A 22,525-nucleotide genomic window follows, 5' to 3' on the forward strand; every position below is an offset into this window, starting at 1 on the left:
GCCGCTAGCGCCAAGCGAGGGCAAGCTTCCGCTGATGCCAAGCGGGACGCACAGCCATGAGCGATCACATCAGAAATACCGCCCCGATGCTGGCGAGCCCACGTTGTGGCGCCAAAACCCGCACCAGTGGCGCGTGCCGCTCGCCGGCGGTGCACGGCAAGAAGCGCTGCCGCATGCACGGCGGCGCACCGGGATCCGGCGCGCCAAAGGCAAACCAGAACGCGCGCAAGCACGGCCTGTTCACCAGCGATGCGATCGCAGAGCGGAGAGATACGAGCGCGGTATTGGGTGAAGCGCGGAAGCTGCTGGAAAGGATGAAGTGATTGGCGTCCGCGAACGGCGCGCTAACAAAAAGAAATCAGCGAGAGATTAATCCCCTCGGGTAAAGGGTCAGTCTGAACGGCAACCCTTGGGGGTCGCCTGCGCCGATATCGCAAGAATCGGTGGTTGCAGGAGCTGCACAACACCCGATTCTTGCGGTAGATTAAATAGGAAATTCCGAGGCTGGCTGCATGAATAGATCGCAGATGAGTTTTATCTGGCGCGCCGTTCAGAATAAAACTGCGAACTCATATGTAGTTGAGATTGCAATGTAATGCCGGAGCGTACTTGCCACGCAGAGCGCTCCTCCTTCCGTCGAATTTGTCCCTCGGGGTTACCGGATCGCCATGGCATCGATCTCTGCACGCCTCTCGTAAATGGCCGAGGCCATAGCCAGTAGAGTATCGACGCTACGGCCGTATACGGAAACGCCCCCTGAGCTGTTATACTCGAGGCCTGCGCCTGCCTCTTCGGCCGCCCCCTCGATAAAGGGGAAGACCGCGGGACAGCAGAAAAACGCAACCAGCGGGTACTCCTCGTTGTGATCCCCGCCGAAAGCTCCGCCATTGCAGCTGTAGAACGGAAGGCACCGCGCCGCCTTCAGTGCCGAAACTAAGGCGCTCGTGCCCAAGTCGAAGCCGGGAGCTTCGAAATCTTCGTAAGATTCTTCAAGCCAATTCGCATAGGCAGCCTCCCAATCTTTCGCTTTCTCCAACGCTTCGATGGTCGCCAATTCTTGCGTCAGTGCATGCTGGGCTTCAGTCCAAGAGATGTCGTCTAGGTCGATGTACTCACGATTGCCGCCTAAGGTCTCCGACTCGCGTTCTTTCTGGCTCGGCCAGTAACAGCCCTCGGCATTGGCATCGCGCGAAACCGAAATGTCGAAAAGCTTTCCGCGAGAACCCGTCATTTCGCACCTCTCTTTCGTCTCCGGTCTGACGTTCTTGAGGCGGCCGGTTCGGCGCGCACCTTGAGTTTCGGCAGTTCGCGCGCAATCCGGGCCGTGGCCGCGTCATCGTCGGTTATCCTCGACAACGGCCTCCTTCCATTCACTGCGCAGCAGGTCGAACTTGGCGACGAAACTCTTCTCCGAATCATCGAGGAAGGAGGCGATAGCGTCGATGTTGGCCTCGATCCGCGCCTTGACCACGTCGCCGGGTTCGTCCGCGCCGATGTCGGCTTCGGCCTGCGAGACGGCGGATCTGAGGTCGGCCATCTCGTCGCTCGCCGCTCCGAAGAGATCGCGGTATTCGCGGTAGGACGCCTCCAGATTTCCGAGTTTGCGTGGCGCTGCAGGCGGTTTGAACTCCTGAAGTTCGCGAGAAAGGTTTCGGACTTCGTCGTAACCGAAGACGTCCTTTGAAGCCAAAATCCGTCTCACTCGCTGCCCGAAATGCAGCAAGACTTCGTAGGTGAAATCCGGCTCCTTGCGGGCGAACGGATCGATGAAGCCGGACAACGTCCGGAAAAGGAGATCCTGGACACTCTTACGCTCATCGTCGTCGGCAGGCCCTGGTTGCACCCATTGTGCGAGATCATGGTGCACGCCGATCATGTATAATGCGGTTCCGTGTGTCTTCAGACCGGTATAGACGGGCCATTCCTCGAAATGACGCCGCTCGATTTGCAGCGGAGATGACCAGAACGAGGTCAATTCGTCGTGGGTGGCTGAGCCGATGTTCTGGGAGTTTTCATAATCGGAGAAGCGTCGCCAGCCGGCATGAAGGCGTGCGACCCGCGAGTCGGGGTCCCGTTTCGCTTCCGCAGCAGAAATCCCGAAGTTCGAACGGAGGATGTCGGACATGCTCTTCAGAACGCCCGTGATGTCCGCTGCATCGTTGAATTCGACGATGGGGATGCGGATGTCCTGGATGAGGAGAAACGGGTTCTCGAACAGCCGCCAATCGACCAGGACCGCCGCGAAACGGTCTCGGATGGTTTTGGAGAGTACGAGCGTAACCGGCGCGAGGAAGGCCGCGGATAGCCGCCCTATGCCCTTCTCGCCCTGTCGGACGCGTTCGCGGAGACCAAAGGTCTCCTCCGGCTCGTCAACATCATCGTCCTCGATCTTGGACTCGGTGCCGATGACCAACCAGCGGTCCCGGAATGTCTCGTACGACATACCAGCGCCGTCATCCACTACGAGTGCAATCTCCGGAGATCCGTCGAAGATATGGAGCGAGGCGTCACGGGCGTAAGCGTCGTACGAATTCTTCCAGAGTTCGCTGACGGCTGTCGGTGCGTCGGCGATCTGGCCTCGTCCTAGGTGGTCGATCGTGCGTGCGCGGGTCTGAAACGTGACCCCGCTCGGCGGTTGAGGTGTCGCCGTCTGCTTGGTGGGCTTTGCGGATAGAGCCATCAATCATTTCCACGTTCGTCAGAAGCCGCGAATCGCAGCCGTCGGATTTCGGACGAACATCAATGCATACAATAAGTTAGCGGAACCATACCACCGCAATTATCTCGAGGTGTAGCGTAACAACATGACAACCTTGAAGAATTTTCTACGATCGCGGAATCAGACGATGGTCGAGGTCGACTGCCATAATCAAAGGCACACCATCCGATCTTTGCCAATGACGCTCGACACGCGAAAGGCAGCCCTTCCGGGTCGCCTGCGCCTATATCGCAAGAATTGGTGGTTGCGGCGGGCTGGATTTAAAACCTACACGAACTTAGCGAGCCCACCGCCGAGCATTGCAAATCTGGAATGGTGGGGGAGAGACATCCGCGAGCGCGTTTCGCGTCAAACCGTCCAGCAAAACGCAATCGCGCAAAATCATAGTCTGGCGTGAAAAAGCGTAAGCATGGCGCGCCACCCAGAACAAAACTGCGAACTCTTATGTAATTGAAATTAATATATAAATCTTCGTCGCCTCAAAACGGAACCGATGCTCGTCCACGGAACGTCCAGATTTGCACGTTGCTGCCGATGCCGCCGAGTTCGGCGCCAAGAGCGACGGTGGCCTCGTTGCCGAGGCGCGCCGCCAACCCTCCCGTTACACGCGCGGACCAGCCATCGAGCAGCGGGACGGAGGCGAGCGGCACGGCCCCGGCCAGCGCCAAGGCGGCGGCATCATCGCCGGTAAAGTAGTAATCCGCGTACAAACCGGCATAAGGCGCGAGCGTCACGGCGGCTCCGGTGAGCCAGGGATAGCTGAGCTTGATGCCGGCCGAGGCGCGCCCGGTGAAGAAAGTGCGGTCCGCCTGCAGAGTGCCGAGCGAGTCCGTATAGGCGTTCTCCCGCTCCCACAGCGCATAGAGCTTCGCCGAAGGTTCGATATCGAAACCATGGGTCTTGTAGTTGCCGGTCAGCCCGCTCGACACCAGCCAGCGATGGCCGCTGAAGGTGCCCGTGGCGGTGCCTGCGGTGCCGTCATAGCCGATCCCGGAATACGCCGCGGCTGCGTCGAAGCGCAGTCCCGGCGCGAACCTCCAGCCGAGGTATGAACCTAAGGTCCAGCCATCGCCCTTGAGGTGCCCGCTCAAGGTATCGGACCGGTAGTCGAAGGTCTCGTAGCCGCCGAGCGCACCGACCAGAAGATTCGGTGTGACCCTGCGCGTAAGGCCCAGCAGCGCATTGATCTGGCTGCCGTACAGAATCGGTGTCGATGTCGACGAGCCCCAGCGATCGATGCCGCTGCCTCTGACATCCGCCCACAACAGCCAGTCCTTCCGCGCGACGTAGCCAGACGCGGGCGCCTTGGCGGGCATCGCATTGCGATTGATTGCCGCAAACGCGTTGTCGACCCGGGATGCGCCCTGCGGCAATTGCGACTGCACATAGCCGTTGGCGCCGCCCGGCAGGCCGCCGCCGCTGCGCCCGTACGATCCATTCCATCGATCCGACACGTCGGCGCCGGCGGTAGCGGCCTGCGGCTGATCGGGATCGGCGGAGAAGTTGAAACGGATGCTGCCTCCGCCCGGCGAGACCAGGCTGCCACCATCGCTGAAGCCCTCGGAGATCGCGGTGTCGATCGCGCCTGCAATGGCTGCGCCGGAGTTTTGCGCCACGGTCTTGGTTGCGATGATCTGCAAGGCCCGCAGCTTCAGACTGTCCTGTGGCGTGTTCACCGCCTGCAGCAGCGCTGCCGACGTGCTGGCCTTGAACGTGCCATTGCCGGCATAGGTTGCGGTGATGGTATGGGTGCCGGCCGTCAGCGCCGAGGTCGTCAGGCTGGCGACCCCGCCGGCCAAGGTGGCGCTGCCGATCGCAGCGCCGCCATCGTCGAATCTCACCGTGCCGGTCGGCGTATCGCCCCCGCTTGACACCGTTGCTGTGAACGTCACCGCCTGTCCCGGCGTGCTGGGATTGGCAGATGAGACGAGGACCGTCGACGTCGTCCCCTGGGTCACGGCCTGGCTCAGCACCGATGATGTGCTGGACGTGTTGTTGGCATCGCCGCCGTAGACTGCCGTGATCGCATGGGTTCCGGATGTCAGCGCCGATGTGGTCAACGTCGCCAGTCCGCCAACGAGGGGGCCGGTGCCCAGTGTCGTCGTACCGTCCATGAATGTGACCGTGCCGGTGGGCGTGCCGCTGGTGCCAGTCACGGTTGCGGTGAAGGTGACAGCCTGTCCCGGCGTGCTTGGATTGACCGACGAAACGAGGACTGTCGCCGTCGCCGCCTGGTTGACAGCCTGGTTCAGCACCGATGACGTACTCGACATGTTGTTGGTATCGCCGCCATAGACTGCCGTGATCGCATGCGTTCCGGGCGTCAGCGCCGATGTGGTGAACGTTGCCAGTCCGCCACTGAGGGTGCCGGTGCCCAGCGTCGTCGTGCCGTCCTGGAACGTCACCGTGCCAGTGGGCGATGAGCCCGACACTGTCGCGGTGAAGGTGACGGCCTGTCCCGGAAGGCTCGGGCTGGGTGACGCAACCAACGTAATGCTGCTGATCGCCCTGGCGATGACGATGTCCTGGGTCACCTGGCTCGCGGCCGCGACGGTGGTTCCATTGCCGGCCTGATCGGCGGCCACCGTGCACGTGCCTACGCTGATCATGGTCACGATACCGCCGAAAACCGTGCAGACGCCCGGGGTCAGCGAGGAATAGGTTACCGCCAGGCCGCTGCTTGCCGAGGCCAGCGGACTGAGCACAAACGTGCCGCCGCTGACAAAGGTCCGTCCCGTCTGGGCGCCGAAGGTGATGGTCTGGCTGATCGGTCCGACTGTATAGTTATTTGAAACGGCGGTGCCGATGCCGGCTTCCAAGCCTAAGTTCACCACCCCGGACAGGTCCACAACGACCTGATTGGTTGCCGCCGGCGCACCCGAATTTGCAGTGAGGTCGACGGTGTAGGTGATGTTGTCCGAGGTTCTGAGAGTGGACGCGGTCGCATTGGTGAGCGTCAAGGCAAGGAGAGTAAAGCCGGTCACGGCTTCAGAGAACGAGATTGTCACGTTCGCCGGCTCACCATACGCCAGCTGATTCGGGGTAACGGTGACAGTCGCTGTCGGGGGCGCCGCATGGGCTGACGTCGAAACGGCAAGAAATGCGAAAACAATCAGTGCGGCCAGCTTGATGCTGCCGACAATGCGACCAAACCCAGACACAAGGCCCCCAGCACGTCTTCTTGCGATATTCCCAGTCAGTCGCAATTGATCGCATACATGTCGGGACGCGTCGAGCGCAAATAAATGCGCGCCGTCCCGCGGGCGCATGGCGGTGACGGCCGTTGCGGCGTTATGGCGCTCGATTTCTCACAGGACACTGTTCGAGGTCACAATCGAACGACCGCTCTGCGGTCCCACCCGCGTCCCTCCATGCAGCACCGCTTGGCGGCTTGCGCCGCATTCGAAGCGGTGCCGAACTATCCCTTACGATTGCTGCGAAAGGCGGCTCCCGCGCGTGATCCACACGGCAATGGTGGGACCGACGACTGCCACTACGCAAAGGGCCGAAAGCACGGCGCTGATCGGCCGCGTGACGAAGATCGTGAGATCCCCGCCACTCAGGAACAGCGTTTCGCGCAACGCCTTCTCGAAGATCGGGCCGATCACCAAGCCGAGAATCATCGGCGCGAGATCAAAACCGATCTGGCGCAAAACCGACCCGACGGCTCCGAAGCCGACCAGAACGCAAAGGTCCCAGTAGCTGTTTCGCATCGTGTAGACGCCGATGAAGCTGACGGCGAAAATGAAGGCGATCAATGTGTATTGCGGAACGCGCAGCAGCCGGACCCACATCCCGACCAGCGGCAAATTCAGGGCGAGCAACGCCACATTTCCGATATACATGGACGCGAGGAGGCCCCACACGACGTTTGGGTGTTGGGACAGCAGCAGCGGCCCGGGCTGTATGCCTTGAACGATAAGCGCCCCGAGCATCAACGCCACGTTCGGCGTGAAAGGAATCCCGAGACTCAGGACAGGCACCAGCGCGGAGGTTGCGACCGCATTGTTCGCCGCTTCCGGCCCGGCAAAGCCCTCGATCGCTCCCTTGCCGAACTCGTCCCGGTGCTTTCGGGCGATGGCCTTTTCGACGCCGTAGGAGGCGAAGGTCGATGTGAGAGAGCCCGGGCCGGGCAACAGTCCGATAAGAAAGCCGATGCCCGACCCTCGCACGATGGCTGGCCACGCACGCGACCACTCGCGGCGCGTCGGGATCATTTCCCGCAAACGCACGGTGGTGGCACGCGGAAATCCTTCGTTCGAGGCGAGGACGTGGAACAGCTCGCTCAGTCCGTACAGGCCCAGCGCGACCGGCACGAGATCAAAGCCCAATGCCAACGTACTCGTGTTGAATGTAAAGCGCGTGTCGCCACTGACGGCATCGACGCCGATCGTCGCCAGAGCCATGCCGATCAAAAGCATGACCATGTTCTGGGCTGGATCGTTTCCAGTGATGCGCACCAGCGTCAAACCGCCCAAAAGCGCCAGAAGGCAGAACTCCGGAGACGAGAAGCGCAGCGCAACGTCGGCTAGCAGCGTGGCGAACAGGCTGAGCCCGACAATGCTGATCGTTCCGGCGATGAACGATCCCACGGCGCAAATCATCAAGGCAGCGCCGGCTCGTCCCTTTCTCGCGAATTCGTAACCGTCGATCGTCGTGACGATAGATCCGCTTTCGCCGGGGATCCTGAGGAGGATCGCCGTGGTCGATCCGCCGTACATGGCACCGTAGTAAATCCCGGCCAACATGATCAGACCGGTCACTGCGGAAAAATGGATCGTGATCGGCATCAGGATTGCCATCGCGCCCAGCACGCCGAGACCTGGCAGAACGCCGGTGGCGGTGCCCACAAGCGCCCCGAGCAGTGCGGCCGCAATGTTCACGGGCTGGAGAGCCACGGCGAAGCCGCCAAGCATGTTACCGAGCAGATCCATGGTCAGCCCCTGAAAATGACAGCGAGAAGGGAGCCGAACGGCAGCGATACCTTCAAGCCCAATGAGAAGACAATCCAGAACGCAACAGGTGTTGCCGCGCTGAGAACGACGGCACTCGTCCATGGTGCGCCGGCAAGACGTCCCATCAACAGGAGGAAGATCCCGGTCGTCAGGAAAATCCCAAAGAAGGGCAGCCCGACGATGAATATCACGCAAAGGAAAAAGGCGACCCCGACGCGCAGCGCCGCGCTGCCCCGGGGCCAGGGACCGAGATCAGCAGATAGGCCGCGGTTACGAACCGTCACCAATGCGCCGAATAGCACCCAGCAGACCGCCACCAGGACGGGTACGGCGCCGACGCCCGTTCCCGGTGGGTCGCCCATCGGCAGTTCGATGGCCTGATAGAGATAGAACAGTCCCGCGACCGTCAGGATGAGCGATGTGAGCCTGATTCCGGTGGTCGATGCCGGAGCATTGGCCGCTGTCGAAGCGTCGGTCTTGATGACTATCGCCTGGTCCATCTGCGGCCTACTTTCCGCTCGCGGTCGATGGAGCCGTGGCGTTGAATATCTCCGTGAACTGACGGGTCATCTTCTCGCCATCGGTGAATTGCACCTGAATGTTCTGAGCGGTGAGCACCCGCATAAAGTCGGGATCGGACACGGCCTGCTTCACGGCCTCGACGAGAACGCGACGTTTGGCCTCAGGAATTCCCTTCGGAGCATAGACCACGTAGTCGCTGGTGGTGACGACGTCGTAGCCCAGTTCCTTGAACGTCGGGACATCCGGGTTCGAGCTCATCCGCTCGGGACCGAACACCGCCAGCGGACGCGCTTTTCCGACTTCGACCTGGGCCTTCAGCCCCGGCCAAGTGAGCGCCGCAAGTTCGGTGTTCTTTCCGAGGAAGGAGGCAACGCCGTCCGCATCGCCGCTATAGGGGACGAACCTCACGTTGATGTTCGCCTTCTTGGCGAAAGCGTCCCAAGTGTACTGATTGATTCCGCCCGCAATGCTGGCGACCTTCAGCTTCCCGGGGTTCTCCTTCGCGTACTTCACCACGTCATCCAGCGTCTTCAACGGCGAGTCCGCCTGAATGCAGATGGTGTTGTAGACGATGCCAATGCCGCCCAGAATATCGTACGTGCTGGGGTTTCCCCAGGACAATCCCTTGACCGTATGCACGGCGATCGTCATCGGACTGTTCGTTGCGACACCGATCTGGTATCCGTCCGGCTCGGCCGTGACGACGGCGGTGACACCGCGCGTTCCGGCTCCCCCGGCAATGTTCTCAATCGCAACCGGTTGCTTGAGCGGCTTTTCAAGTGCTCGTCCGAGCGCGCGGGCAATCGCGTCCGATCCGCCGCCAGCGCCGTAATTGACAGTCAGGGTGACCGGCTTCGTAGGAAACGGGTCGTCGGCAGCTTGCGCGAGAGACCCGGCAGGGGAAAGATTAGCAGCGATGGTCATTACAACTAACATGCGCATCTTGAGTGATCCTCGAATTGTCCGACGAATGATCTGAGGCCGGCTATCGACCAAGCGCGCGCTCAACTCCGGACGCGCAAGTTCGCCCCTTATCCAGGAGCCGTTGACCCAAGATCAGCGAGCGTAACGATATTTTGATCATCACTTGTGTACAAGCACAAAACTTGTTCGCAAGCGCAAAACTTGCAAGCAGTGCCTGGCGATTTTGAAAGCGCTGTGCCGTCCCGTCAGCGGGTGTGCATGAGTTCCGCCGCATGCATCGACGAGACAAGCGGGTCGACAACGCCTATCTCGCCGGTCAAGCGTCCCTCCACCAGGGTCAAACACCCGACACCGAAGCGGCCTTCATTGTGGGTTCCGTTTCCATGTCGACCTTAAAGCCCTTCGCGGACAAATCGCGACCGAGGGTCTCTGGAAGCAGAAGAGAGGCGATAATGAACACAGTCGCAGCAGGAAGGGCCACCGCAACCATGCCGTTGAGCAAGCTTCCACCGAAGTGAGCGGCCGCAAGAGGCACAATCACAGGCGCTATGCTGCCGAGCCCGCGACCGCCCATATAGAACGTCGACACCGCCGTCGCGCGCAGGTTGACCGGATAGAGCTCGGATATCCAGACACCGGTCACGCCCAGCGCCACATTGCCCATGCCGAAGCCGATGTAGAGCCAGAACATCGGCCATTCAGTCTTCGATCCGGCGTAGAGCTGGCTGCCCCAGACGGCCATACCGACCAGAGACCCGACCCAAAACAGCGCGGGCACAAGCGCTCCGAAGCGGCGGCCAGCCCGGTCGTTGAAAAAGCCGTTCGCGAGATAGCAAATGCCGCTGACCACGGAGAGCAGAACTGCCGTCGTGCGAACAACATCACCCGGCGTATGCATATCCCGCAGCAGCAGTGTCGGAATAAAGGAGACGACGCTATAGTAGCAGAGCATGTAGCTCATCAGCCATACGAAGGCGATGACGGTCTGCCGTGCCAGCCCGTTGCGGAATAGATCCGCAAGCGGAAGTGTACGAGCTTCTGCAGTAGCCCGGCCGGCCTTGCGTTGCGCCTCATACTCCAGCCAGATCTTGGATTCAGGCATGAAGAAGCGAATGAAGATAATCAGCAGGATGGGTACGCCGCCACTCAGCAGGCCGATGCGCCAGCTCCACTCGTCGCTAAACGTCGCAATCAGCCAGATGCCAACGATTGAAGCTGTGGATGACGCGATCACAGCACAGCCTTGAAGGGCAGCCGCACCAAAACCGCGGCTGTTCTTCTTCCAGGCCTCGTTGAAGAGCACCATGCCGACGCCGTACTCGCCGCCAAGACCAATGCCGGTGATGAACCGTAGGACGGCAAGGGACCAGTAATTCCATGCGAACGCCGAAATGATCGCGGCAACCGAAAACAATGCGATTGTGAGTTGAAGCGAGGTCTTTCGGCCAAGTCGATCACCGATGACGCCGAATAGCGCTCCGCCGATGGCCGATCCGAACAATGTGAGAGCTTGCAGCGAGCCGACCTCGGTCAACGATAACGACATCGATCGCTGAATCGCAGGCAAGAGGAACGGAAATATCAGAACATCGTAGAAATCGAGTATGTAGCCCAGCATCGCTGAGATCATAATCGAATACCGTTGCCCCGGCGTGTAGTCTTCCGAACTCGAGATGGTTGCCGACATGTGACGCGTTTCCTATTGGAGGATTGAAGTCGATAGACGTGCCCGAGACGCTTGCCGCGTCTTTGAGAGCCGAAAATGCAAACGTTCGGCTCCATTGGGAGCCGCCAACGCGACTCCGGTAGCATTCGGTGTCGCCTTCACGACTCCCGGTTGGGTGGTTGATACTCAGCGCTTAGCGGCCCGGCGCCCTCAGCTCCGGATAAGCAAACTCGCCCTTGTCGAGGATGTGGATATCGTCGAGCCACAGGCTGCAGCCGCGAAGCGGGATGTCCAAATGACACGGCGTGTCATTCGTACCGCCGAGCTCCGTGTTCGGACCCGTCGAGAACAGCACGTTTCCGTAGAAGGAGAGCGCATTCATGATGTGCTCCAACGACAGCTCCTGGGAAGCCGCGATGTGGTGCCAGGCGGCACGCTCGTTCGACCCCCAGCCGATATGCGAGATCGCCCAGCCGCGCGGATCGCCGAAGCTGTCGATATAATTCTTGATGAGCAGCGCGTCGGTGCCTTCGCCCTTGAGGTCGACGATATAGCCGTCCTTGATGGTCAGCGTGACCGGCGACTGGATGTAACGCTTGAACGCACAGAGGATGTCACCGGGCATCAGCACCACCGTGCCGTTGACCTCGCCGTCGGTCGCCTGAGTGAAGGCAAAGCCTGACGGGAAGTGATCCCAGCGCCCAGGCTCATCCGTGTATCCGTATTCGGAAATGACGGGGTATTGCTTCAGGCCATAAGTTACGTCCGTTCCGCCCGGCGACGTGATCCGCATTTTGCGGGCCGACTGCAGGAGGGTTCGAGAGAGCTCCGTTCGCCGGCGCAGATCTTCAGTCGGAAACATCTTCTTGAGGATGTGGAATGGCTCCATCACGCGCAAGATGCGCGTGCCCGCTTCCTGAATTTCGAGCTGCTCACGAGAGAACAGCAACCCGAGGAGATCGATCACCATATCCACGCGCTTGAGCGTATCGATCGCCGGCTGGTTGCCCGTGAGCGCATGCCGGCCCTGCAAGCCCGCGACCTTGCCCTGGCCGTACTTGGGCACGTTGAGATGAAAGGTCGTTGCGCCCAGGCTCTGCGCGGCCAGCATGAAGGCCTGGGCGTATTCCTGCTGATCCTCGCCGCCGCTCAGGACCGTAACGACTTCGCCCTTCTTCACCTTGCAGAGTGCCAGCTCGGCCTTGAAGAGCTCGAGCATTTCAACATCAACGATTTGTCGGGACATCTTCACTGATCTCCTGTTTGCCTAACCTAGACAAGCGGCCGTCGAACCGATCGCGCGGCCGCGCTAGAAGCTCTTCAACGATCGAAAGGAAGCCCTCGGTATCGTCGATCTGCATTTGGTGACCCGCGCTTTGCAGCGTCCTGATCGCGATTGACGGCAGCAATCCGCGAATTTCTTCTTCATCTTCGGGCAGAATGACCCCTCCCCGCCCCGCGACGATCAACGCGGTCGGAACGCTGAGATGGGCGAGATCGCGATGAATGTCATCGTGATGAAAGCCCTTGTGGCTCTCGATGAGCGCACGCTCGTCGCAGGTATGCATCCACTCGGCCCGGGTGCGGATGTGCTGCTCGGGCCACCGCGGAGCAGAGGGGCTTCGCAGCGCCGCGTCGGCTTCTCCGCGCTTCGCGCTTTCAAGCAATTTGAGAAGCGGTTCGACCGGAATCGGATAGGCGCGACGTCCAGGACCTGAGACCGGCGGGTCGACCAGTATCAGTTGCTCCATGGACGATGGCCGCCAACGCCCGGCGCGGATTCCGATGCGGCCACCCATCGAGTGGCCCAGCAGCGTGTAAGGGCCCGTTCCGAGCGCTTCAGCAAACCCGATGAGGTCGGATGCGCATGCGTCGAGCGAATAGTCGAGATGCGGGCCGCTTTCGGAAAGGCCGCGACCGCGGACATCGAGCACGAAAACGTCGTGTCCGGAGCACAGACGCTCTGCGATGAAGGCCCATTGCGCCGCAGTCGTCGAGATGCCGGGGACAATGATGACCGCCGGCCCGGACCCGCCGAACCGCAGATAATGCTGCCGAATGCCGTTGGCACGTACATGCGCGCCGTAAAGCAATCCGGATGCCGCGGCGCCGCTCACGTTCTCTGATCCTCTGTGTGGTCATCCGACAGCGCGTGAAGCCGCTCGATAGCGGCCTGCGTCGGCATGACGTCCGCGTATTTGCTGGCGATATCGAACAGGTTGACGGCGTGGGACGTGGGCGAGCGGTCGTAGACGGCGTCGCTCGGCACAATTGATTTGAAGTTCAGCGCGCACGCATCCACGACCGAGGCCCGCACGCAGCCGCTGGTCGTGCAGCCGGTCACCACCAGCGAGTCGACGCCGGCACCGATCAGATACGTCGCAAGCGGAGTGCCGAAGAACGCGCTTGCCTGAGTCTTCGGCAGGAGCAACTCGCCGGGCTCCGGAGCCACCTCGCGGACAAAGTCATAGCCCTCAGGCGGGATCCGCATGATACCGGGAATCTTCGAGGAGAACGCGCCCTGGTCCTGGCCCACCTTCCGTGCGACATGCGGGAAAATCACCGGCCACTTCTTTTCGCGAAACAGCCGCACCAATTCGGCGATGTGTGCGATGGCGTGCCAACCGGCTTCGCCGCAGCTAGTCGGGTATTGCTTGATCGCTTCGCGGATCGGCATCGGCCGGTTGCCGACCGAGCGATACTGCACGTCGATGACCAGCAATGCCGGTCGTTTGCCGAATCCCGCCGCGCCACCCAGCCCGGCGAGGGCATAGGTCTCGCGCTCGTCCAGCGGTATCACATCGTCCCAGGGCTGCTTGGTGCCGGTCACGGCTGCGCTCCAGCGGTCACACTCGCGGGCATGTCAGTGAAGCGGCACGGTGGTCGCATCGTACTGGTAGATCCAATCGTATCGCGCAGCCGATGCTTCCGGCGCCCACTGGGTCTTGATGTAGTCACCCGCCGTCTCCGGCTTGCTCAGCGCCTGGTTATGGAAGATCGGCAGCATGCCGGCCGCGGACTTCGTGACCATGGTGGTGCGATCGAGCCGCAGGCCCTGATACGTCTTGAATGCCACCGCGATGTCATCGGGATTCTCCTCGAAGCAGCGGGCGAGGACGGATGCATCCTCCAGGGCCATGTTCACACCCTGCCCGAGGTACGGCAGCATCGAATGGCAGGCGTCGCCGAGCAGGGTGATGCGTCCCTTCGACCACGTACCCAGCGACGGCCGCACGAACAGGCCCCACTTGTTCAGGGTATCCACGTTCCTGACCAGCTCGACGATGTCCGGATGCCAGCCCTCGAAGTCCTTCAGGCAGTCCTCGACCGAGCCCTTCTCCGACCAGGATTCGAGCAGCCAGTCGTTATGGTCGACTTGGCCCGAAAAGGTCATCATGACCGTGTTCTGCCAGCGCACCGGGTAGGCCGTGACGTGAGCGGTGGGCCCGATCCAGGTTGCCACCTCGGGTTCGCGCTGATGCGGCGCAAGGCGGTCGACCGGCACGAGACCACGCCAGGCGATGGCCTTCGTGTACTGGCTCTCGATGTTGCCGATCAGGCCAAGACGGACCTTCGAATGAGCACCGTCAGCGCCTATCAGGGCGCGCCCTTCGACTTCGGAGCCGTCAGCGAGCTTGGCCCGAACCCCTTCGTCGTTTTGACTGAACCCGACAACGTGGGCGTTCAGATGAATGGCGCCCGGCTTCAACTGGCGCACGCCGTCAACGAGGATCTTCAGCAGGTGAGCACGCAGCAGCAAATAGGGCTGGTTGCGCGCCGCGTCGGAGCTGCGGTTGTAGAGGGGCCACCTATCACCGGTGTTCCAGAGCCGGATCGAGCGTCGCTCGGCCGCGATGCAGTTCTGCTCGACCTGTTCGGTGAGGCCGAGATCCCGAAGAACGCGCACGCCGTTCATGGAGATCCAAAGACCCGCTCCCACTTCGCGCAACTCAGACGCTTGCTCAAATACGTCACAATCGATGCCGCGACGAAGCAGCGATAGCGCCATCGCCAAGCCGCCAATGCCGGCGCCGGCAATGAGGACGCTTGATTTATTGACCTGTTCAATGCTCATGACATCTCCAAACGATAATTGCGCTGTCTCGCAACGGGTTAGGCGGCATCTTCGGAGACTTGCTCGGCGGCAAGGCTCCTTACGGCCTCGAAAATCTTGGTGTAGCCGGTGCAACGGCAGAGGTTGCCGTGCAGGTAGTGACGGATTTGTTCGTCGGTCGGGTGCGGCGTCGCCTTTAGCAACGCCGTGACCGCCATGATGAAGCCCGGCGTGCAGAAGCCGCACTGAAGGCCCCCGTGAAGCACGAACGCCTTCTGAATCCGTGACAGGCCATCGGGCGGCGTCACGCCCTCGATGGTCGTGACCTCGCGCTGATCGACATCGACGGCGAGTGTGGTGCAACTCGAAATCGGCTCACCGTCGAGCAGAACGGTGCACGCGCCGCACACCTCCATGTCACAGGAACGCTTGGTTCCCTTCAAGCCAAGGCGATCCCGGATAAGGTCGATCAATAGCGTATGGGTTGGAACGTCGATCGCGATCGCCTGACCGTTCAACGAGAATGAGATTCGCAACACATCTGTCATTTCACGCGCTCCCGGCTGCGGCGAGCGCCTCTTCCGCGTTTCGCAGAAGCAAGACACCCGCAAGGTGGCGCTTATAGTCGGCGCCGCCATGCCGATCCTCGTTGACTTCCAGCTCACCCAGCGCCGTCGGGAGCACCGCCTCGATAGCCGGGCGGACTTCGGCGACGGATATGCCCTGGAGGACATCTTCGATGGCCTTTAAAGGCTGAGGTCGAGAACCGAGCGCTCCGACCCGCACGCGGGCGCTTCTGATCGTCCTTCCGCCGGAGCCCAGCGACCAGGCCATCGCGACATTCACCGAGGGCCTCTCACCATGCTTGAAGCGCCGATAGGTCACAGGTCCGGTCGGGCGCGGAAACACAATGATCGTCAGTAGCTCATCCGGCTCCCGCACCGTTTCCAGCTCACTCCGGATGAAATCGTCAGCGTGAACGACACGCGTGCCGCCGGGGCCATTAAGCACCAGCCGAGCGTCCAGAGCCGCGAGCATAGTCGGCGGATCGGCGTGGGGCTCTCCGAAGCACAGATTGCCTCCGATCGTTCCGACGCTGCGGACCCTGACGTTCGCGACGTTGGCACAGAGCGAGGACAGCGCCGGCACATGCTCGCGAATAACAGGATCACTGGCGATCTTGTTGTGCGTACAGCGCGCACCGATTTCGATGTCATTCGCATCGTTGAGAACAATGCGATCAAGTCCAAGGATTCCCTTGATATCGATAAGCCGGTCCGTATGGATGACGCGCAGCTTCATCGCCAGCAGCAGTTCGGTTCCGCCGGAGTAGAACATGCCGTCGCCGGACTCTCCGACCGCACGCACGGCGTCGGCGATCGTCGAAGGCCTCTCGAATGCGAAGGGTGAAGGCAGCATGATCAGGCCGCGCCCAACATTTCTTTGAGCCGCTTCTCGAACTCCTCGAAGTTCTGATCGACGCGACGCTTGATGACGCCGAACCCCATAGTCGCGAGGCGACCTTGCACGTCGACCTTCGCGTCCACTGCGAATGTGGACCCCGCCCCTTCCGGCGTCACGGTCACGTCGAGAACAACCGCCAGCCTCGTCCCGGTGATCTTGTCGCGACCCGTGGCGCGCGTGCGGACGTGAGACGGCTCCGTTATCGATTCAACGATGATGTCGGCCGGGACCTCGAGCTTGAAGGGGCCGATCTTCTGTTTGACGGTCGCTTTGTAAGTTGCAAGCCGCTCGATTTCCTCGACGTTTTCGCAGCCGGGGATGCAACCCGATATGCGAGGGACGTCGAGCAGCGTGCTCCAAAGCTCTGCCGGTGTCGCTGGCACCACCATCGACATATTGAATTCCATGAATTCAGCTCCTCTTCTGCAGGGCGCGCCATACCTTTTCGGGCGTCATTGGTAGGTCGGTGATCCGAATGCCGTAGGTGGAGAACAGCGCGTTGGCGATCGCTGGCGCGACCGGAAGGATCGCCCCCTCGCCCATTCCCTTGGCGCCGCCTGGACCAGGACCGTCGCCGTTTTCGACAAGGATGGTGTCAAACACGGCAGGAACGTCGGAGATGCGCGGTATCGAATAATCGATCGGCGTCGCATTGATCGGCTGGCCATCCTCGAACTCCAGCACTTCATAAAGCGCGTGTCCGAGGCCCATGATGGCAGCCCCCTCGTCCTGCCCTTCCGCCGCGACGCGATTGATCACGCGGCCGACGTCAGCGGCGCTGGCATATCGGGGGACATGGATCTCGCCGGTGTCTTCATCGACAACGATTTCAGCGAGGCCCGCGGAAGTCTCCCAGAACAGAGGGGACTCGACCAGGGCGCCGTTCTTCGAGCGCGGCGTAATCGCACCGCGGCCGATGACCTCTCCCGAATCGACACCCAACGTGCGGTGAAAAATCTGATGGAAAGTGAGAACCTCTGATCCGGTAGAGACACCACCCTCAACAAGCGACAGGTTCTCCCGGGGAAGCTCCCAGACGTCAGCGACCATGTCGAGGATCTGATCGGCTGCGTCGAGTGCGGCATTTTCGACGGAAAGGCCGACGACAACGGTCGATCGGCTTGCGCCTGTGCCCCAATCGTAAGGGGCCACGGAGGTATCGGTGCGCAAGACGGTTACCGCCGAGATCGGCTGCTTCAAGGTCTGCGCCGCGATCCGCCCCATAGTCGCGTGCGCCCCCTGGCCGACTTCGATGCTGGAAACCGAAACGAGGATCGACCCGTCGATCTTGAGACGTACGATCGCGTTACTGATCGGCGTATTGGCGGGATCGGTTGCTGCGACTGCCAGTCCGCGCGCCTGCCGGTTGGACGCCTTCACCTCCGATGCGAACGACTGGGTCACCCGGCCCATCAGATCGCTCATATCCATATCGAGCGCCCGCAAATCGGGTCGGATGCGCTCACCGCGGGACGCCAGGTTCAGCAACCGAAACTCGGCCGGATCCATGCCGATTGCCGCCGCGACATTATCCATGTGCGATTCTTTGGCCCAAACAGCTTGCGGCCCCCCGATCGAGCGGAAAGCTGCACCTGGAACGGTGTTCGTGTAGACCGCACACGCCTCGAGGCGCAGATTGGGCACCACGTAAGGGCCGATGATGCGATTTGCCGATTTCGTGGCGACGGCTGAGCCTGTGTCGGAATATGCCCCGCCATCGAGCAGCAGCTTGGCGGTCTTAGCGAGGATCCGCCCCTTGGCGTCCACCGCCGTTCGGATCGTGATGTCGGCGCCCAGCCTTCGGCAGGTGAGCATTGATTCAGTCATGGATTGGGCAACGCGAACCGGGCGCTGCACCTTCCACGAAGCGGCCGCAACCAAAGGCTCGATCTTCACCGAGGCCTTGCCGCCAAACCCTCCGCCGACAAACGGAACGATGACGCGGACCTTGGCCAACGGCAGTCCGTAGAGCCGCGACAGCACTTTCTGAACAGCGGTCGGCGTTTGTGCACCTGCCCAGACCGTCAGGGAGTCCCGCTGGAAATCCGCAATGACCGCATGCGGCTCCATTGCGAAGTGAGAAATGGCCGGGAAGGTGAAACGGTCTTCGTGGATGTAGGCCGCGGCCGCCTCCGCGGCGTCAACGTCTCCGACGTTGTTCCGGTAAGTGTGGAATATATTGCTGTTCTGGGTCGGCCGGGCCCCGCCCTTGAAGTAAAAGTCTTCGAGATTTTCGTGGCGCTCATGGATGAGCGACGCACCTTCCGCAATGGCTTCCTGGATGGTCGTTGCGCGCGGAAGCTCCTCGTATTCGACATCGACCAGTTCTGCGGCATTTTCCGCGATCTCGATCGTCTCCGCGATCACTACGGCGACGGGTTCGCCCACATATCGCACACGGTCGGTGGCGATGATCGGCCGATCCTTGAGCACAACGCCCCAGCAACCGAACGAAGCGACATCTTCGCCGATGAGCACGTCCACGACGCCGTGCATCGATCGTGCAGCGTTCGTATCGATCGAAACGATGCGGGCATGAATGGCCGGCGAGCGAACCACAAACCCATGCAGCATTCCCGGAACCGTCAGGTCGGTCACGTACTCGGCGCGCCCCGTGACCTTCTCAATCAGGTCGGGTCGAACGGAACTCATGTTGTCAGTTGCCGACATCCGCAAATCCGATGGTATCCAGATGCCTCCGCCGAAGATTGCGGGGCCTGCTTGGCTCCTTACGAAGGCAATCCGCGGACGCTAAGCCATTTATCACTCGTATGCAAGTGCTACGCTTGTACACAACTAATGAGATCGTGTGCATCGGCCCCAGAATGGAGACAGGGCGCGACAAGTCGCTTGCACCCAATGTTCACCGCCGCGCGGTTTCAATCCTTCGATGTCCTAGATTTCAGCGCCCGGAAGCCGATGCGCCGGAAAAGGGGCCGGCCATCGCCGAAGCGCCTCGACGCGGCAGAGCGCGATAAAGCAGACTGAGGTCCAACAAAGATGGATTCCTGAGTTCAACGAATGTAGACAATCGACCAGCGCCGAAGACTTTCGGAGCTGAACAGTCACACTCTTCTAAAAATGAGCTAAGGCAACGTACCGCGAGGGGACGAAAGTCGTGCAATCGAAAACAAAGGCGCGCTCGGCGGAGAAGCTGAAGCAAGCTGTACAGTCCTACAGGCTGGATGACGCACCGGGCTTCTTATTGCGCGTCGCGCTCCGTACTCACACGTCCATCTTTGCCGCGAAGATGATTGAAGAACTAACTGCACCCCAATTCTCAACGCTGGCGAAATTGAGAGAGGTCGGACCCTGTTCTCAAAACCACCTAGGACGGCTGATTCACTACGACTCAGCCACAATCACCGGCGTTATCAATCGTCTCAAATCACGCGGCCTGATCAAGAGCTCCAAGGATCCCTTGGATCCACGACGGCGGGAAATCGATTTGACTGAAAAGGGCAGGCGCGTAGCGGATGCCGCGATCGAGACTGTTGGTGAGATTTCAAGCGAGACATTCGCTCCCTTGACCCGGGAAGAATTTCGAACGCTGACCGAACTTCTCAAGAAAATCATACGCCGCTGAACCGGCAGTGGTCCACATTGACGATCATCGATGAGCCGAATCGTTGGCCAATCATTTCAGCCGACTGCGGTGAGACAAGATGGCCCGGCGATGGAGCCGGGCCAAGTAAAGGGAGGAAGCGAAAGATGGTAATCTCTCGCGAAACGCCGAATGCGGATTTCGATCGAAGACAGCTCAACGAACGATCTCAGCAGCAGAACTATCAGACATTCCGCACAGCATTTTGTGCTGAAGACGATGCCACTGCATAACTTTTCCGGCATCTCCATCGCACAGATCTCAGTCACATACCGACTCCGACACTGCCACGCGAAGAACACGACGGCGCGAGTGAGCGGCGAACGCCTCTTCCACAACGTTGTCTAAGGCCAAGAACTCCACGTCCTCCTCGCCAAGCCGGCCGCCGGCCGCCTCCCGCTCCGCACGAGGTGATGCACTTCCCTCCTACACTTGGCAGGCAGCAGCGCGGGCGACTTCCGCAACGCGTGCAGGGCAGGTCAGGTGCGATCAATGTCGCCATAGTGAAGATATTCTCTGAGTGGCTATCCTCAATTGTTTCTGCGTAGCGTGCGGATAATCTTTGTTCTGAAGCGCGCCAGGTCGAAGAAAAGTTTTGGCACTCTCTTAACCGCAACCGCTTTGCCATCGATTGCGAGATGTAGAACTCGGACCAATCTAGCGAGACCGATTTCCATAAATGCCTCCCGAACATGTAGGTCATTGGCTATCGTGAGCTGGTTGTTCACTACGACGATGGACGACGCTAGATTAGGCTCCCTCTCCAGAACGAAGTCTCGGCATGCTGCCGCAAACTCCTCCTCTTGAGCGCTCAAAGGGATGCTGAAGACACTCCAAGCATCTTCCGCCATATTCCAGGTCCTTTATGGCAGCCGGCGGCGGGACAGCCGCATGCCGCCTTTCGCTTTTCGATTTCTAATGGCTCACGCGCTTCGGCGCTTTCTTCCCGCTCGGCAACACGTCCATGCAAACACCTTCATAGATTTCCGCAGCCATGCCTATCGTCTCTCCAAACGCGGGATGCGGATAAATGGTGTTGCCGATATCAATCGCATCGGCGCCCATCCCAGCTATATCTCTCCGATCATGTCGCCAGCGTGCGGGCCAACGATGACGCCGCCGACAATGCAATGCGTCTCCTGGTCGAAGGTCAGCACTTCGTCATTCCACGATTGCGCATCGGCCACCTTGATCAGCGGATCGCTGTGAACGGTCATTCTGGTTGGTTCTAGCGAACTCCTTCCTTGGTAGCATTGAGTTGTCCGGCATGTTTGCCGAAGATCCAACCCATCTGACAGAATGCGCAGCTAAAGGGGACGCGCTATCGCCTATACCTGGCATTCTCTGCCGCACCGCGCATAGGAGCAGAGCCGATAAGAACTCTTCTGCACGGAGACGGGTGAAACGCGCCATTCTGCCGCGGCCGGATTCGCACGCATGAATTGCAGTCGCTTTCGTCGCGCAACCGGGTCGAGGCTCTCTCAACGATCCGCAGGCAGGATGCCAAGCGGCGACCGCGACCACCAGGGACCGATCGCCTCGCGGCCGCGCGCCGGACGGGCCGCATTCAGTGTTCTGCCGCGAAATTTTTCCTCCGCCGCCCTACTTTTCCGTGACGATCATGTTTCAGCGAGCTATCCTTTGAGGGGATCCTTCGCCTTATCGCCGCCCGACAGATTGGAACTGCAGTTTCAACGAGTGAATTCGATGCGCAAGTCACCCGCTTTTGAAACGGATGACGGCTTTGCCCGAATGAATTTGCCGGACCTTCGGATCAATTACGATCCGATCGATCCAGACCAGTTCGACCGACCAGTCGTCTCCTTCTGCCTCGAGACAGGTCAGGACAACGACGAGCTGCCACTTCATTCGCACAAGAAGGGGCAGTTGGTGGTCGCCTCTCATGGATCGGTCATGTGCCGTGTACCGGGCGGATTATGGATCGTTCCGCCGCAGGGTGCCGTATGGATACCCGCCGGCGTTCTGCACAGCAACTGCGTGTCAGACAACGGAAAAGTCTACGTCGTCTTCATCGATCCGCAGGCGAGTACGCTTCCAACCACCTGCTGCACATTCACGATATCGTCGCTCGTCCGCGAGTTGATACATCGATTGTCCGTATTTCCGCCCTTGTATCCGATCGAGGGACCGACAAGTCGACTTGGGCGCGTATTGCTCGACGAACTGGTGCAGATGTCCACCGAACATATGTACCTACCTATCTCCTCCGATAGTCGACTTCAGCATCTGGCCGCCTCCCTTCTCAATGATCCTGCCGATCGGAGTACGGTCGAGGAGTTGGCTGCTCGATATGCGATGAGCGAGCGCACATTCGCCCGTCTGGTATTCAAGGAAACCGGGCTGACGTTCGGGCGCTGGAGACAGCGGCTCCACATCTTGGTCGCGTTGCAGCGACTATCGGACGGATCTTCCGTCCAGGCCGTGTCACTCGATCTGGGCTATGAAACGCCTAGCGCCTTCATAACCATGTTCAAGAAGACAATGGGTAAGAGCCCCCGTCGCTTCCTCGCTGAGCGGTCCAGCTTCGCCAGCCGGGAGCCGTTCGTATAACGCGATAATCGGAGAGTCAGAGAGCTCGACCATCGAAGAGCTGCGG

21 protein-coding genes are annotated in these 22,525 nt (G+C 60.5%); 4 read left to right on the plus strand and 17 right to left on the minus strand.

What is annotated here, in order from left to right; genetic code table 11:
- The first annotated feature begins 56 nt into the window (after positions 1 to 56).
- The gene (locus AC5ZG1_RS07075) at positions 57 to 323 is read left to right on the plus strand and encodes an HGGxSTG domain-containing protein (RefSeq protein ID WP_496132396.1); all 267 of its coding nucleotides are present in this window, start codon (positions 57 to 59) and stop codon (positions 321 to 323) included.
- A gap of 332 nt (positions 324 to 655) precedes the next feature.
- Here the strand turns inward: AC5ZG1_RS07075 and AC5ZG1_RS07080 are convergent, their stop codons facing one another.
- The gene (locus tag AC5ZG1_RS07080; RefSeq protein WP_496132397.1) at positions 656 to 1,231 is read right to left on the minus strand and encodes a hypothetical protein; all 576 of its coding nucleotides are present in this window, start codon (positions 1,229 to 1,231) and stop codon (positions 656 to 658) included.
- A gap of 102 nt (positions 1,232 to 1,333) precedes the next feature.
- Positions 1,334 to 2,680 carry an ATP-binding protein gene (locus tag AC5ZG1_RS07085; RefSeq protein WP_496132398.1) on the minus strand — a complete coding sequence of 449 codons (1,347 nt, stop codon included), beginning with the start codon at positions 2,678 to 2,680 and terminating at the stop codon, positions 1,334 to 1,336.
- Positions 2,681 to 2,846: 166 nt separating this feature from the next.
- Here AC5ZG1_RS07085 and AC5ZG1_RS07090 point away from each other — a divergent pair, with 166 nt between their 5' ends.
- Positions 2,847 to 3,116 carry a hypothetical protein gene (locus AC5ZG1_RS07090; protein WP_496132399.1) on the plus strand — a complete coding sequence of 90 codons (270 nt, stop codon included), beginning with the start codon at positions 2,847 to 2,849 and terminating at the stop codon, positions 3,114 to 3,116.
- Positions 3,117 to 3,198: 82 nt separating this feature from the next.
- Here AC5ZG1_RS07090 and AC5ZG1_RS07095 read toward each other — a convergent pair whose 3' ends face one another.
- From AC5ZG1_RS07095 to AC5ZG1_RS07155, 13 genes are all read right to left on the minus strand, one after another.
- Positions 3,199 to 5,988 (minus strand): Ig-like domain repeat protein, encoded by a 2,790-nt coding sequence (locus tag AC5ZG1_RS07095; protein WP_496132400.1) that lies wholly within the window; start codon positions 5,986 to 5,988, stop codon positions 3,199 to 3,201.
- Positions 5,989 to 6,144: 156 nt separating this feature from the next.
- Positions 6,145 to 7,653 carry a tripartite tricarboxylate transporter permease gene (locus AC5ZG1_RS07100; protein ID WP_496132401.1) on the minus strand — a complete coding sequence of 503 codons (1,509 nt, stop codon included), beginning with the start codon at positions 7,651 to 7,653 and terminating at the stop codon, positions 6,145 to 6,147.
- 2 nt (positions 7,654 to 7,655) lie between these two features.
- Positions 7,656 to 8,174 (minus strand): tripartite tricarboxylate transporter TctB family protein, encoded by a 519-nt coding sequence (locus tag AC5ZG1_RS07105; protein ID WP_496132402.1) that lies wholly within the window; start codon positions 8,172 to 8,174, stop codon positions 7,656 to 7,658.
- Between the two features lie 7 nt (positions 8,175 to 8,181).
- On the minus strand, positions 8,182 to 9,192 hold the full coding sequence (locus AC5ZG1_RS07110) for a Bug family tripartite tricarboxylate transporter substrate binding protein (protein WP_496132403.1): 1,011 nt from the start codon (positions 9,190 to 9,192) through the stop codon (positions 8,182 to 8,184).
- Positions 9,193 to 9,457: 265 nt separating this feature from the next.
- Entirely contained in the window at positions 9,458 to 10,807 is a 1,350-nt protein-coding gene (locus AC5ZG1_RS07115) for an MFS transporter (RefSeq protein ID WP_496132404.1), read from the minus strand.
- Positions 10,808 to 10,979: 172 nt separating this feature from the next.
- Positions 10,980 to 12,032: a 2,5-dihydroxypyridine 5,6-dioxygenase NicX family protein gene (locus AC5ZG1_RS07120; protein WP_496132405.1), complete on the minus strand. Its 1,053-nt coding sequence runs from the start codon at positions 12,030 to 12,032 to the stop codon at positions 10,980 to 10,982.
- A complete protein-coding gene (locus tag AC5ZG1_RS07125; RefSeq protein ID WP_496132406.1) occupies positions 12,013 to 12,903 on the minus strand; it encodes an alpha/beta fold hydrolase in 891 nt (296 codons plus the stop codon). The genes AC5ZG1_RS07120 and AC5ZG1_RS07125 overlap by 20 nt, the downstream gene beginning before the upstream one ends.
- Entirely contained in the window at positions 12,900 to 13,616 is a 717-nt protein-coding gene (locus tag AC5ZG1_RS07130) for an isochorismatase family protein (protein WP_496132407.1), read from the minus strand. The genes AC5ZG1_RS07125 and AC5ZG1_RS07130 overlap by 4 nt, the downstream gene beginning before the upstream one ends.
- A gap of 33 nt (positions 13,617 to 13,649) precedes the next feature.
- Entirely contained in the window at positions 13,650 to 14,861 is a 1,212-nt protein-coding gene (locus AC5ZG1_RS07135) for an FAD-dependent monooxygenase (RefSeq protein ID WP_496132408.1), read from the minus strand.
- Positions 14,862 to 14,899: 38 nt separating this feature from the next.
- Positions 14,900 to 15,388, minus strand: coding sequence for a (2Fe-2S)-binding protein (locus AC5ZG1_RS07140; protein WP_496132409.1), 489 nt, complete (start codon positions 15,386 to 15,388; stop codon positions 14,900 to 14,902).
- A 1-nt stretch (position 15,389) separates the two neighbouring features.
- Positions 15,390 to 16,259, minus strand: coding sequence for an FAD binding domain-containing protein (locus AC5ZG1_RS07145; RefSeq protein WP_496132410.1), 870 nt, complete (start codon positions 16,257 to 16,259; stop codon positions 15,390 to 15,392).
- A 2-nt stretch (positions 16,260 to 16,261) separates the two neighbouring features.
- Complete coding sequence (locus AC5ZG1_RS07150; protein WP_456646250.1) at positions 16,262 to 16,699, minus strand: SRPBCC family protein; 438 nt, start codon at positions 16,697 to 16,699, stop codon at positions 16,262 to 16,264.
- A gap of 16 nt (positions 16,700 to 16,715) precedes the next feature.
- A complete protein-coding gene (locus AC5ZG1_RS07155; protein ID WP_496132411.1) occupies positions 16,716 to 18,974 on the minus strand; it encodes a xanthine dehydrogenase family protein molybdopterin-binding subunit in 2,259 nt (752 codons plus the stop codon).
- A gap of 448 nt (positions 18,975 to 19,422) precedes the next feature.
- Here AC5ZG1_RS07155 and AC5ZG1_RS07160 point away from each other — a divergent pair, with 448 nt between their 5' ends.
- On the plus strand, positions 19,423 to 19,890 hold the full coding sequence (locus tag AC5ZG1_RS07160) for a MarR family winged helix-turn-helix transcriptional regulator (protein WP_130223022.1): 468 nt from the start codon (positions 19,423 to 19,425) through the stop codon (positions 19,888 to 19,890).
- Between the two features lie 933 nt (positions 19,891 to 20,823).
- Here the strand turns inward: AC5ZG1_RS07160 and AC5ZG1_RS07165 are convergent.
- Positions 20,824 to 20,973 (minus strand): hypothetical protein, encoded by a 150-nt coding sequence (locus AC5ZG1_RS07165; protein ID WP_456646248.1) that lies wholly within the window; start codon positions 20,971 to 20,973, stop codon positions 20,824 to 20,826.
- Positions 20,974 to 20,978: 5 nt separating this feature from the next.
- Complete coding sequence (locus AC5ZG1_RS07170; protein WP_496132412.1) at positions 20,979 to 21,125, minus strand: hypothetical protein; 147 nt, start codon at positions 21,123 to 21,125, stop codon at positions 20,979 to 20,981.
- Between the two features lie 283 nt (positions 21,126 to 21,408).
- Here AC5ZG1_RS07170 and AC5ZG1_RS07175 point away from each other — a divergent pair, with 283 nt between their 5' ends.
- Entirely contained in the window at positions 21,409 to 22,479 is a 1,071-nt protein-coding gene (locus AC5ZG1_RS07175; protein ID WP_245287145.1) for an AraC family transcriptional regulator, read from the plus strand.
- The last annotated feature ends 46 nt before the right edge of the window (positions 22,480 to 22,525 follow it).

The organism is Bradyrhizobium sp. Leo78 (assembly GCF_059512425.1).

Excerpts from the sequence above, each read along its gene's own strand:
- AC5ZG1_RS07115 (WP_496132404.1), bottom strand. The coding sequence starts at position 10,807 with ATGTCGGCAACCATCTCGAGTTCGGAAGACTACACGCCGGGGCAACGG.
- AC5ZG1_RS07145 (WP_496132410.1), bottom strand. The coding sequence starts at position 16,259 with ATGCTGCCTTCACCCTTCGCATTCGAGAGGCCTTCGACGATCGCCGAC.
- AC5ZG1_RS07165 (WP_456646248.1), bottom strand. The coding sequence starts at position 20,973 with ATGGGCGCCGATGCGATTGATATCGGCAACACCATTTATCCGCATCCC.
- AC5ZG1_RS07170 (WP_496132412.1), bottom strand. The coding sequence starts at position 21,125 with ATGACCGTTCACAGCGATCCGCTGATCAAGGTGGCCGATGCGCAATCG.
- AC5ZG1_RS07140 (WP_496132409.1), bottom strand. The coding sequence starts at position 15,388 with ATGACAGATGTGTTGCGAATCTCATTCTCGTTGAACGGTCAGGCGATC.
- AC5ZG1_RS07135 (WP_496132408.1), bottom strand. The coding sequence starts at position 14,861 with ATGAGCATTGAACAGGTCAATAAATCAAGCGTCCTCATTGCCGGCGCC.
- AC5ZG1_RS07150 (WP_456646250.1), bottom strand. The coding sequence starts at position 16,699 with ATGTCGATGGTGGTGCCAGCGACACCGGCAGAGCTTTGGAGCACGCTG.
- AC5ZG1_RS07120 (WP_496132405.1), bottom strand. The coding sequence starts at position 12,032 with ATGTCCCGACAAATCGTTGATGTTGAAATGCTCGAGCTCTTCAAGGCC.
- AC5ZG1_RS07175 (WP_245287145.1), top strand. The coding sequence starts at position 21,409 with ATGCCAAGCGGCGACCGCGACCACCAGGGACCGATCGCCTCGCGGCCG.
- AC5ZG1_RS07100 (WP_496132401.1), bottom strand. The coding sequence starts at position 7,653 with ATGGATCTGCTCGGTAACATGCTTGGCGGCTTCGCCGTGGCTCTCCAG.
- AC5ZG1_RS07080 (WP_496132397.1), bottom strand. The coding sequence starts at position 1,231 with ATGACGGGTTCTCGCGGAAAGCTTTTCGACATTTCGGTTTCGCGCGAT.
- AC5ZG1_RS07090 (WP_496132399.1), top strand. The coding sequence starts at position 2,847 with ATGGTCGAGGTCGACTGCCATAATCAAAGGCACACCATCCGATCTTTG.
- AC5ZG1_RS07085 (WP_496132398.1), bottom strand. The coding sequence starts at position 2,680 with ATGGCTCTATCCGCAAAGCCCACCAAGCAGACGGCGACACCTCAACCG.
- AC5ZG1_RS07105 (WP_496132402.1), bottom strand. The coding sequence starts at position 8,174 with ATGGACCAGGCGATAGTCATCAAGACCGACGCTTCGACAGCGGCCAAT.
- AC5ZG1_RS07155 (WP_496132411.1), bottom strand. The coding sequence starts at position 18,974 with ATGTCGGCAACTGACAACATGAGTTCCGTTCGACCCGACCTGATTGAG.
- AC5ZG1_RS07075 (WP_496132396.1), top strand. The coding sequence starts at position 57 with ATGAGCGATCACATCAGAAATACCGCCCCGATGCTGGCGAGCCCACGT.
- AC5ZG1_RS07095 (WP_496132400.1), bottom strand. The coding sequence starts at position 5,988 with ATGCGCCCGCGGGACGGCGCGCATTTATTTGCGCTCGACGCGTCCCGA.